11 protein-coding genes are annotated in these 12172 nt (G+C 33.8%); 4 read left to right on the plus strand and 7 right to left on the minus strand.

Annotation, left to right across the window (positions count from 1 at the left end):
* Positions 1-140: 140 nt before the first annotated feature.
* From NFRAN_RS01450 to NFRAN_RS01470, 6 genes are all read right to left on the minus strand, one after another.
* Positions 141-737: a hypothetical protein gene (locus NFRAN_RS01450; RefSeq protein ID WP_172602030.1), complete on the minus strand. Its 597-nt coding sequence runs from the start codon at positions 735-737 to the stop codon at positions 141-143.
* Positions 738-757: 20 nt separating this feature from the next.
* Positions 758-940: a hypothetical protein gene (locus NFRAN_RS13495; protein ID WP_172602031.1), complete on the minus strand. Its 183-nt coding sequence runs from the start codon at positions 938-940 to the stop codon at positions 758-760.
* A 532-nt stretch (positions 941-1472) separates the two neighbouring features.
* Entirely contained in the window at positions 1473-1730 is a 258-nt protein-coding gene (locus NFRAN_RS01455) for a tetratricopeptide repeat protein (RefSeq protein ID WP_134485550.1), read from the minus strand.
* Positions 1731-1972: 242 nt separating this feature from the next.
* Positions 1973-3487, minus strand: coding sequence for a hypothetical protein (locus NFRAN_RS01460; protein ID WP_134482758.1), 1515 nt, complete (start codon positions 3485-3487; stop codon positions 1973-1975).
* A 411-nt stretch (positions 3488-3898) separates the two neighbouring features.
* Positions 3899-4285 (minus strand): VOC family protein, encoded by a 387-nt coding sequence (locus tag NFRAN_RS01465; protein ID WP_134482759.1) that lies wholly within the window; start codon positions 4283-4285, stop codon positions 3899-3901.
* A 156-nt stretch (positions 4286-4441) separates the two neighbouring features.
* A complete protein-coding gene (locus tag NFRAN_RS01470) occupies positions 4442-5047 on the minus strand; it encodes a DDE-type integrase/transposase/recombinase (protein WP_134482534.1) in 606 nt (201 codons plus the stop codon).
* A 258-nt stretch (positions 5048-5305) separates the two neighbouring features.
* On the opposite strand from NFRAN_RS01470, the gene NFRAN_RS01475 reads away from it, so the two are divergent.
* Together NFRAN_RS01475 and NFRAN_RS01480 are read left to right on the plus strand one after the other, a co-directional pair.
* The gene (locus NFRAN_RS01475) at positions 5306-6385 is read left to right on the plus strand and encodes an EamA family transporter (protein ID WP_134482760.1); all 1080 of its coding nucleotides are present in this window, start codon (positions 5306-5308) and stop codon (positions 6383-6385) included.
* A 38-nt stretch (positions 6386-6423) separates the two neighbouring features.
* Complete coding sequence (locus NFRAN_RS01480; protein ID WP_134482761.1) at positions 6424-6855, plus strand: hypothetical protein; 432 nt, start codon at positions 6424-6426, stop codon at positions 6853-6855.
* Positions 6856-7409: 554 nt separating this feature from the next.
* Here the strand turns inward: NFRAN_RS01480 and NFRAN_RS01485 are convergent.
* Positions 7410-7895 (minus strand): DUF2299 family protein, encoded by a 486-nt coding sequence (locus tag NFRAN_RS01485; protein ID WP_134482762.1) that lies wholly within the window; start codon positions 7893-7895, stop codon positions 7410-7412.
* A gap of 1751 nt (positions 7896-9646) precedes the next feature.
* On the opposite strand from NFRAN_RS01485, the gene NFRAN_RS01490 reads away from it, so the two are divergent.
* Both NFRAN_RS01490 and NFRAN_RS01495 read left to right on the plus strand, forming a co-directional pair.
* The gene (locus tag NFRAN_RS01490; protein ID WP_269472328.1) at positions 9647-9892 is read left to right on the plus strand and encodes a cupredoxin domain-containing protein; all 246 of its coding nucleotides are present in this window, start codon (positions 9647-9649) and stop codon (positions 9890-9892) included.
* A 375-nt stretch (positions 9893-10267) separates the two neighbouring features.
* A complete protein-coding gene (locus tag NFRAN_RS01495; RefSeq protein WP_145987983.1) occupies positions 10268-11389 on the plus strand; it encodes a hypothetical protein in 1122 nt (373 codons plus the stop codon).
* The last annotated feature ends 783 nt before the right edge of the window (positions 11390-12172 follow it).

Consider the following 12172-nt stretch of genomic DNA (forward strand, 5'->3'; position numbering starts at 1 on the left):
CATTTATTCTCATAATAAGTTAGATTAAGATTTATAAGAAATAAATATTTATTACAAAAGAAGCAAAATCGAAGAAAACAAAAAATTAAGATTAAGAGGAATTCAAAGTCGTTGTTACTTCATCTAAGACTACATTAATGTCAGCTAGACTTTTGCTTTATTTCATCAATCGTAGCGTTTTCATTAATTTGTTGTCTCAATTTTTCTCTCAACAACTGTTCCCCTCTATCTGACACCCCTGACCCTATAATGCCCTGAAGAAACTCAAAATTATCCAAATAAACTGTCGTAGCTATTTCAATTTCACCTAATAATTCTCTAATATTCGAGATATAATCTTCAGGGGTCTTTTGATCGTTGATAGAGTCATAACCTCCGCTTAATGACAGCTGGTTGTGTATCTTGACGACGAGATCATTTATGATTGCAGGATCCTTAAGATTATTTATTGAATCTGTCAAGTATGAAAAATCTGTTAATATTTGGGTTATTACATTAGTATTATTGGAAATATTTTTGGTATTGTTGAATATGGAATAAGCTCTATCAACAAAGGCAGATCCATCTTGGTATTCTAATTCCATTACTATTGTACCATTAGAAACTCCTTCGGAATATTCTGCTGCTGAAACTGTCAACAAATCTTTTATAACACTTGCATTGTGCTCTACTGTACTCAATACACTTGCAGGAATGACAGTGGTGATAACTCTATTTGACAGATTAAGTGACGACAAAATGTGATTTTCGAATTCAATCAAGCTGTTGTTTTGGGAAGCCAGCTCAGACAATTGGGCAAATTATCATAGAATGTATTGTTTAATTCGTTGTTGATCGAAGCCAATGGAATTGTTACCAGTGATAAGACTTCTTCTAATGGATGGAGGGTATGGCCCAATGTGTTAGTTGTTTCATTAAAGAATTTATTAAATACTGCCATTTCTATATGACCCTTTATCTGTTCAATATTGGAATGAAATTCAGTATAGTCAATAGTATTTTGTTGTTGTTGTTGTTAAGATCATCTTATGCAACAACAAAATTTATCGGCGTAAATCCAATCAATATCGATGATAAAACAAAAGTAGTTGTTATCATCGCCACAGCAGTATTTTTTAAATAATTCATAATCAAACCTCTATGGTTGTATATATATGTTGCGGGACAATTCTCATGGCAGAGAATTATTAGCTAATACCTAGTCGGATTAAATAAAAACCCTTTACCAAAGAAAGTTACTTCTTCCTCTTATTCCAAAAGTAAGGTCTGAAACCTGTATCTTCTGAAAGAGTAGAATTAGAATGATAAAATATGGTTTTTCCGTGATATCTAAAATACATTTGATGAATGAGGTTTAATTCCAAGATGTCACTATTTGATTAAACATCATCACTTAGCGTTGAAGGTCGAATCTAATCTAGTCTTAAATCCACAGTTCGAATAAAGAAACGGACTTCAGCGAGAAACAACAATTACATATTTGATTGGATTTCAGATACAGATTTGCTAAAACACTTGATTGCCTCATCATATTTTCTAAGTTGATAAAATGAGTTGCCCTTCATATACCACGTATCAAATTCACTGCCCTTGTCGCATTCAAGTGACCTACTGAAACATCTAATTGCAATTTCGTACTCCTTCTTATTGTAGTATTCGATACCTCTTGCATACCAGTAATTTTTAGCCTGAAAGTCCTTGATCATATAAGTATTAATATCTTCAACCATTATTAAAGATTTTGGTATTGATTGACAATAGTAGCCTAATATTGTGCTAACACATCATTTTACTATTGATGAAAGGACATACTAAAAAAGTATTGTCAAGCCGCAAAAAGCAAGTTTAAGCAAAAGAACAACAGATAAGATTTGGATGCCAATTTTCCTTTTAGATGATTCTCAAATTCCAATTTCAACGAAAATAAGAAACAGAATACTATCACATACATTCAAATAACATTAAGCAGGATTCAGCATATCAGATCATAAGTATCGGTAACGATTTCTTGATATAGAGAATTATTGAGATCTATCCTGTAATAGTCTAATTTATCTGGATCATGTCTTTGAACAATTTCAATTAATTCCAGTTTCTTCTTCCGTTGTAAAATTACATCCCTATGCGCATAACCAGTTACAAAGCTATAACCATCATTTATTGCTTCATTTAAGAATTTAATGCGTAAAAAGTGGCCACCCATTCCACCCCAAAAACCTTCGGTTACGCTTACACCTTCCAAATAAGCTGTATTCATTAGGCCAAAATAAGGGTCGACAGTGCCTGGTCTCAAAAGATATTGTTCTAATGGACCTCCTTTTGCGTACCCTACGATTTTTCCTTTAGAGGATTCAATTCTCAAGGTAACCAGCAACGTCCGATCATTTAGGAGAGAATTTGTAAAATCCTTTTCATCTACATGGATCAATGTAGGAACAGTTTTGCGAATATCCATCAATGCGTCCAGAGTCTCTGTTTCCAGTTGGCTCATATTTTCAATAGTAAATACCAATTTTGTTCCTTTCTTAAGATCTCTTACTCCTATTTCCTTATTCCAGGCATCCTTAAATTTTGAAACATTATGATAAAAGTTCTGTTTTAAATTACTAGGCAATCCTGACATTACCATTTCAAACATTTCTTTTTCATTTAACATCATTTGCTCAAAATACTTTACAGAATTTTTATTAATAACTGACGGATGCCATCCCAAGGCGTGAGCGTTTCTTCTTGCCATATCCTTTGCGTGTTCATAGTCCCCTAGTGCATATCCAGCAATTCTCTCGGACACAGAAAGTAGCCAACCTAGCTTGAAATATCGTTCTCGGTCCCGTTCGGTAGGACTCGAAGTCAGGGCACTATCGAGCAATCGATCAATTTTAACCCTAGAATGCTCGGCTATTTTTCCTTCAAATGGATATGCAGTCCTATGAATAAGTGCCATAACAGTATCTAAATTTAAATTAGCTTTTTCTATAAATTTCCTAATTTTTGAATCATTTCTGATAAAGTATTCAACACTATCTTCGTTTGGCTTGTCAAACTTCTTGAGTGGGTCATAATCATGGAATAAAGCCGCAACAAAAAGATATTTCATGTCTTGATTAGAAATTGCATTAGTTTTCGAACGGTTGATTCCATCTATTACTATCAACACAAATAGAGCGGCCTCAAGCTCATGTTGTATGTTGTGATACCCGTAATAGTCGCTCCCTAGACCCTTCTTTGAGAACTCGGAGACGGTATGACGAAGAATATTTTTGAGCCAATTTTGATCTAAACCAAGGTTGCAGCCAATTTTGAGTATATTGTTTCGTATTTCAGATTCGATAGTATCTCCCTTGTGATAATGAAGCCACCAAGGGAACAATTTGATTCGGTTGTAAAATTCGATTCCAAAATGCAACCCTCTGTTCTGAATAGTGGATTCAAATGTCTTGTTGATTCGGCGGAGCACATGTTCCTCCCTATCATCATCATTAGACATTTATCTGGCCTCTCTTCTGAAAAAGCATACCCACGATATATAAGTTGCTTTTATAGAGGTTTCATCTGCCCCTTTGTGTAATTTTTAATGAAAAGGTATTAAATCCTTGCAATATTTGATTAAAGACTATCATTTCTAACACCATTTTACTGAGCAATTCTACGAAGGATATTTGAAATACCGAGTACAATAAAATCTCGTGTCAAAAAATTCAAAAACCATTTGTAAATTAAAAAGGAAGGATACAATCTGTTTGGTTTTCTTCAAGATCGCTTTATTGATCAATGCTACATAGTTTGGTAATGATTAAAAATGGATACTGTATTCTTGATCTTGTAAATGATTCTGAGTGTTTAAGATATGCTGTCTTATTTGTGGACCAAAATTGAATACTCTAGAACTACTACGTCGTCAACTTGGATTATAAGACGACACAAACCAACAAAGATCAAATGGATCTCTGACCTTTGCGACAATATCCACACCATATTTTAAGGTAGGAGGTTCTAAAGAGATACATCCCTTGGCTATCGCCTGTTCATAAATCAAACTCACGTCCTCTACATAAATCCACAAAAAAGTTCCTTTTTGAGTGATGACTGAAATATTTTCTTCTATCATGAGAATTGAATCGCCTATCTTCGCTTCAGCGTAGTAAACACCATTTTCGTTTACCTCTTTGACCCTTTCAGCACCAAATACAGATTCTAGGAACAAAACGAATTCCTGAGCTTTGTTTATGATGATATAAGGGTTTACTGAGTGGTAACCCTGAGGTAGTCCTTTTGTTTGGATCATAAAATCCAAATAATCTAAATTATCTATTTTAGGTTACGGAAAAATTCCTATCATATTATTTGCCATAAAGAATTTTAATACGAGCAAAACCTATTGATAAAACCTATTGATCATTTAATCACATATATATGATCGATTAGATCTCGAAGGCTCTGTTCAGTTAACAGGTTTTAATTCCTTGTTGTGATAGTCGACAAACAGGTTCAACCAGTTTTTTACGTGTTTTAGTTTGCAGTTCTTTAGCCTGCAGGGAAAGTAATCATCGAAACTTTCAGTTCTGTCCTTGATATACTGCATTGTTCTTTCAATCAAGTTTTTTTCATAGGAGGAATGGAGATGGTGTTCTAATTTAAGGAATTGACAAGCCATGGGATACCAAGTACCACCATCTGTTGAAACTGGATGCTTTCCATAGTCTCTGACTATGTTTGACAGAAACCGTTCCGCAACAAACATGTTTCTCTCCTTAGAAATGGATAGTGAGAGAATTTCCTTACTTTTCGCATCTATTGCAACCCATAACCACGTGTATTCTGAACCAACCTTAAGCAATGTTTCATCTACAATGAATTCACATATCCTTCTTTGTTTTGTCTTGATAATCTTAGGTTGGTACTTTTGAATCCAGTTCCAGATAGTGACATGATTTCGTTTGATACAGTATGATAATCTTTCAGATGTTTTCCTAAGAGAAAGACCTGAAAAGTACAAATGTAAGCCATAATACACATATTTTGAAGGTGTTCTGTTTCTAGTATTCATAAAAGAGATAGGACATCTTCAAGCTATAGACTTGACGCTAAATGAACAGAGCCATCTCGAAAGATGTCCCTATTAATTATGGATATAACAATCCAAGTTCGGCTTTGCATGACTGATAACAAGGACTAAAGATACTGTATTTGATTAAAAGATAAGACCATTGGAATTTGAATTATCAAAATTCATGAAATGACCTATACCTATTGATACAGCAAACAATATTACTGGAGGTAAGTTTTCTTATGTATTAAATAAAATATGGATATTAACAATCAAACTAAGATATGGCTGGTGCTCGTCTCATTATGGGTAATTAATGGGTCTAGTTTTTTAGCAATTAAGGTAGCCATTGACACAATTCCTCCATTATTAAGTGCCGGACTTAGGTTTAGCTTTGCAGGAGCCATATTATTTACATTATATTTTATTGAACATTATAGAAAGAAATCTCTTTCCAAAGGAAAGATCAATACTAAAGCTAATCATATTTTGGTACAAGATTTATCTCCAAACGAAACGAAGGTGGAGAGAGAACCAATAACCTTGAAACAATGGAAAGATAGCATAATCTTGGGGGTAACATTGTTCCTTGGCGGCCAAGGCTTGTTAACCTGGGGGGCCCAATTTCTTTCCTCAGGAATGACAGGACTATTGAATTCAACGATACCACTTTGGGTTGCTATTTTGGGCTGCGCTATGTATAGATGGTTCAAGAAAGGAAACTTAGGACAAAGTCTTTCTAGAACTACGACAATTGGCTTGGGTTGTGGATTTGGAGGTTTATTACTCCTTGTAGGTCCTTCAATTGGTTCTGGAGAAATGGATCCTGTAGGCGTAGTCGCTTTGACGATCAGCTCTGTGTTCTGGGCAATTGGTTCAATATACTCTACCAAGGCTCAGCTTCCAGTAAGTATCTTAGCTTCCTCTGGAATGATAATGATTACAGGAGGTATAATGTTAACAGGAACAAGCTTCCTATTCGGAGAGTACAAAAGTTTTGATTTACAGCTAATATCTATACAATCCCTTATTGCCCAGGTATATCTAGTGGTGATAATTACGGTAGTTGGGTTTACTGATTTTTACTACCTGCTTAGAGTGACTTCGGCATCATTGGCCAATACTTTTGCATATGTTAGTCCTGTTATCGCAGTTTTACTAGGATGGGCGATCCTGAAAGAACATGTGACTATGATGACAATAATTGCCATGATCGTGATCCTCTTTGGAGTTGCGCTTATGGTAACAAAGAGAAAAAAGAAGCTCAGTAAAAAACCTCAGGCCTTTAGAACTGAAATAGGACAAAAAGTTGACAAGGGAAATTCTGGTAAAGTTTAACAATATGGTTAAAAGATAGCAACAAAAATATTGAATTGTTGGCTATATTTGTAAACCTAGAAACCGTTGACCCAAGTCTGATATTAAAGATAGTCAAGGAGATCGAATCTGAGCTAATTGCAGATGGTAACAAAGAGAAAAATTACCTTAGATTGGTATATTTTGAATCACCTCTTGAGCTGGAAAATAGTAATTTGAAAGATGATAATTCACAGACAATCCGAGGTATTGAATTAAATGAATATAACACCCAAATTGACAAGGTTAAGCAAAAGATAAAAGATATCTTGATTAAAAATCATATAAGTAAATACATAGTAAGAAACGACCCTATAAATCAAAATACTTTATTTATTGTAAAGCGATCTACTCTGAATTTGACTGATGAAGTGCATTGTCGCCATTGTGGGATGGAATTTGAAGATGAGATTCAATTAGGTAACCATCTGAGAATTCACTATATGATTTAGGATCTCTGTAAAAGTAATAATTATCGCCTTATCTCACTTTTCATACTCCGAGATTTATGAGTAAAGAACAACCTAATCAAAATATTATGCAAGATAACCTTTTGATAGACGATAATATCGTACAAATAACAAAAAAGGAGAATGAATAACAAATATTGTTTGACAGAGCATCAACCCTTTAGATCTTTTGTGCTAATTCGTTTCGTTGCTTCTAGCAGACAATATCTGAGTTACAATTTAGTATAGAATAATAAAATATCTGGATTTATTAACATTCTACTATGATAAGATTATAGAAGCTTATTGAGATGTAGTTGACCACAGAAATCTCAAATAGTATCATTATAAATCAAATGACCAAAAAACGACGTTCGCAGTCCAATTCACTAAAGGGTCTTCTCCCAACATCAAGTGTATAGATTGTATTTTGATATTCCAGGGCGGCCATTTTATTTTTAGATCATGACTAAATTCTTTCGAATTGGTTGTATATGAACATTAAAAGGTATCGTTATAATGGTTTCGAATTTGCCATCTCAATGCTTAAATTGTAGCTATCGATCCTTCTTTGGGAACAAGTCATCAATAAATTCAAAAAAGGTCAATTCTATAAGGTACATGGCATTGGACATTTCAATAACACTATCCCAAAAATACTGTTTACACATTACGGAATTCACATCAATAAACAAAAATTTTTCCACACTTATTACTGAATTTTCAATCTTACAAAGTAATCTGATAGGGGAGAGAATCTTATGTATACGAATAAATAAGTCGTTTTGAGCCTCTTGCTTCAAACGTTCAAAGTCATTTCTGTCCTGCGGAGTAAATGCAACACTCATTCTGAGCAGAAACCCGTCCTTATAACTTTCATCGGACACAATTTCAAAAAATTTTACTTTTTCATTAGGCGGAAAGACCTTTGTATAATATTTAAGTGCATCTTTCTTACTTTCATCTTCTTTAACAGTATAATCATAATCCCTTAACCACTGGAGTAAAGTACCATAAACATGCGCCTTGTTACTATTGGTCATTGAATAGTAGGACTTCCTCAAATATTTAAGTCAATATTCGTTGACTATAAAAATTCGTGCGGAGTTTACTCTAATTTTCCGACATAGTAAACCGAAATCACTATTTTTATATCTTATCCACGACTATTCAGCCATTTTCTATCTCACAATATACGTTAAACTCATATCCCTTTGTCAGATTCAACAAATGACAATTCTTGTAAGGGACAGAGACTATTCGCGGAGTGTGTTTATTTGCTATTGGTCTGATCTTTTTTTGAAATGGAAAGGGTTTTGCTCCTTTTGGGGCAGAAAAAAGCTGTATTATTATTGGAATTATTTTCTTCTGAACTCATCATCAAATTGCAAAAATGACTTATTAGCTAATGATATACAATAACTAGAAACTTGTAATCTTGAACCATTAATTAGATAATTGAATACCCTAGCTTTTTAGCCTTAATGACTAGTTATGAGAAATTTTCAAACAGCAACTGGCTTGAAACATGATGAAAGCCATATACCTTGAAGTGCCATAGACATTTACGAAAACTCTAGCTTCAAGTTCAAAAGGAGCGGTATTGTATAATACTACTGAACAGATGATGAAAGCCAAACTACATTTCATACAATTTTGAGGATGGCAAAGAGAAGTGATTAAGAAGAATAAGCATCTTCTCATTGCCTTGGAATCGAATGATTGACCTACTGTCCTAGTATCCTTCCAAAGTTATTGCGGATGCTGATTTACTGAGGTGGTATATAGGTAGATAAAATTTATTCTATATTTTTCTACCATTCTCTCTATATAAAGTTAATATATAAAGGGACTATTAAGCAATCCATACTAAATTTATAGGATGGGGAGATAATCTGAGGTATCGAAATAGGCGTCAAGCGTCGTCTCACAACCCCTAGCGCTTTTGCATCTCATCATCAGATTGGAGCTTACAAATTGTATTAACGGATCCAACCTAGAAAGCAAATGGTAGCAATCCTGGTCTGGCCCATAGATGCTTATAGCGTAAACAGCCTACTTTAGATTATCTCCACATCTAGGGTTCTACAGTAATGGTGTTTCTTCTTTGGCAGGAGTATATTAGTATCTTTGAATACTATTTATCAATTATTTAGCATGCAAATTTAGGGTGGAATTATCCTTCCAGCGGCTATATTTTCCGCATTCTATCATAAAATCTAGATATTGTGAAAATAAGTTTAGAATAGTGATTTATGAGACAAAAGAACTTTGGTTTTAGTATGGAAAGCAACAAACTAAATCCTATGCCTGAACCACAAGATGCTGGAATGTGACAGTCGGGTATCCATGCTTGTTACATCAAGAATGAAGAGAACAAGCTATAGATTCTGATGCTGAAAATAATAAACTAAGAACTATATGCTTACTGGCTGTTCGTTTAGATAATGATATCGTTCTATAAATGAACCCAAATAGAAGGACAACTACTCATCATTTTCCAATTAAACACATTATGATTATAGGTCCAACTTTATGATATACTTGATTTGAAGGAAAGATATCTATTTTTTAATTTTTCTTCAGATTCTCTAATGAAGTATGTATACCCCGATTAGATATGAAATGTCGTTATATACAGAGAGAATTAGATTCTAATATTTAAGACAAGAGTTACTATATGACACAAATGAGGCAATTCATTATTTTTGTTTTTCTCTCCATTGCATTAATGGGTGTTTGTACTGCGTTATCAAATACCACTCATGCTTAAGCAGTTGAAAAGGAAATCGCGATCGGACCCGATTCCTCTAAAAATGTAGTTTATAATCCTACAGAAATGACGATTAATAGAGGTGACAAATTGATTTGGGTGAACAAGGATTTTGGAATTCACACTGTGACTGAGAATCAAGGATTGTTTGGTTCAAAAGCTTTGCGTCCTGATCAGACATTCGAATTTACATTTGAGAATGCAGGAACATATGATTATCATTGTAAGCTTCATCCTGAAATGGTTGGAAAAATAATCGTAAATTGATAATAATCTCTTTAGATTAGTGATTTACCGTATTCCAATAAAGATAAAACCGCAATAAGTTCTAGATGATGACCACCGTTTAAGATCAGTATGGAACTATGATATGTTTATTGAGATAGTTTCCAAAGAATCTTATCAACATTAAATATATTCCTTGACCTCGGTGAACTGTGATAAACCCATTATCGCCGATCATCTATTTTAGTGGCAATAATAATGGACGTATCTTTTCTTCCTCATCTATTGTTTCAATTATCATAGTCGGGTTTATCATCAAGTCTTCTAAATGAACTGTTGATTTTCCAAGTAGAGAATTTACTACTAGATTATATGTATTTCAAGATAATTTGAGCCATGTATTTTCAAACATATAGTATGAAAATCAATTTGTTAATGTCAGTAGCAGGAATAGGAGCCATTCTCACCTTGGCTGCAATTATTGGAGCACCTTATCCTCAGACAGTTATGGCTCAATCTAATAACACCCAAGAACCCAATGCTATGGATTATACAGGATTTCATTCCAATATGGAACAAATAATAGGTCATATTGAAAAGGCAATTTTTAACAAGATAAATAACAATGAAACAAACACTCTAGGTCATTCGCTTCATCCTATTGAAGAGATCCTAACACTTGTAACAGTACCAATTACTAATGTTGATAGTAGTTTAAACAAGACCTACTTTGATAACCTATATCAACTCTCTAGTTTAGCATCGCCTGGTAATAGCACTGTAGAAGAATTTGTAGATAAAGGTAATTCATCTATAGCATTAAGTTATCAAGTAATTTCAGCAGTTATACCAAGAGATGTTCTAGGTAGTGCAGAGCATAATTCAAGCGTCATAAGGGATCTATTAACTATTGCTGGAGCCGAATATGCTGAAGGCGTAGAGAATGGAAAAATCATCATGGAATTAGAATACCAGGATGGTTCAGCTTTTGTAGACCGTGCTTATTTGCTATTTAATTCCACCCAAATACCTAATGCTTCTGCTCCTGTCGTCAACACTACAAACAACACCAGTATCACTACACCTAGTTTAAATGAAACGGGACCAGTAAAATCACAGATAGCTTCAGAGTTCTCCAATCTGGCTAGTTCCATAGAACAATTAAAAGATCCATCCGAGATAGACGCCATCATTCAAAAAATAAATAATAACTTGAGTCCAGAAGGAGTTAACGTCACAACGTCATCTCAGGACTATATTAACAAAATTCGAGAACTTCTAACTCAAGTAGTAGCAGCATACGAAGATAATGATACTATAAAGGCAAAGGAATTGGCTACTACAGCATATCTTGATAACTTTGAATTTATAGAAAAACCAATAGGTGAAGAGCTATCTGAGAGAGGAGAGTCTTTATTGAGAGAAAAACTAATTCAGCAGATCGATACCAATGCTCCAATAGAAGAAATTAAACAAAATATTGCAGACATCAATATAGTGTTAGATGAGTCCGAAAGTGTATTAAGTACCAACCAATAACTACAGTCCGCTATTTTTTTTAATCGTCCGTCAGAATAAGAATACCAGGTGAATATGCACTTCCCTGCAGTTATATTTGGTAGTTAATTCCTGTTGAATTTTTTTTCCTCATTTTTTTGTAAAATTGTAAGAATATTTTCATAATCCAACCGTCACCATCATAATCAATAATTAAGTTTATCCGATGATTGCTTTAAAACCGTCTCACCGTATATAAATTCTAACCTTATTAATGTTTGATAATAAATTTTGAATATAATATTCTGCGTCCATCCCAAATTACTGTTTATAGTTATTCCTTTAAGTTACGTAAGGTAAGAAAAAATAGGCTTTAACAGTAACTCTTCTAGGTATTAATCAAATATGTGTTCAGCATTTTAGTCTAATCCACGATTAAGCCCTGTCCCTATTGTCAAATATAAAGGAAATAGGACATCCAGCATCAATCTATAGAAATATCGTTAAATTGATAGGTTGACAGGGTTACCTTTCAAAGATAGTATCAGTTTCGAAAATGAGAATATAGATCAGAAATACATACAATCTCTTCCAAACAACTATGCCTTGGAACTCCAAAGGACAAAATCACACATAGCTCATTTCGACTTGCAAGAAAAGAAAGACTAAGGATTGAGGCTACATTCATATGATTAGTATCAAAAAGCTTGGTCATCATATCACATACGCTGATAACTTTGATGATGGCAGAACAAAAAGTAAGATATCATTGAGCACACATCATCTTACCATTTCTAACAAAGGATACAAAAGCATGAGAAAGTT

The organism is Candidatus Nitrosocosmicus franklandus (assembly GCF_900696045.1).
GTDB lineage: Archaea > Thermoproteota > Nitrososphaeria > Nitrososphaerales > Nitrososphaeraceae > Nitrosocosmicus > Nitrosocosmicus franklandus_A.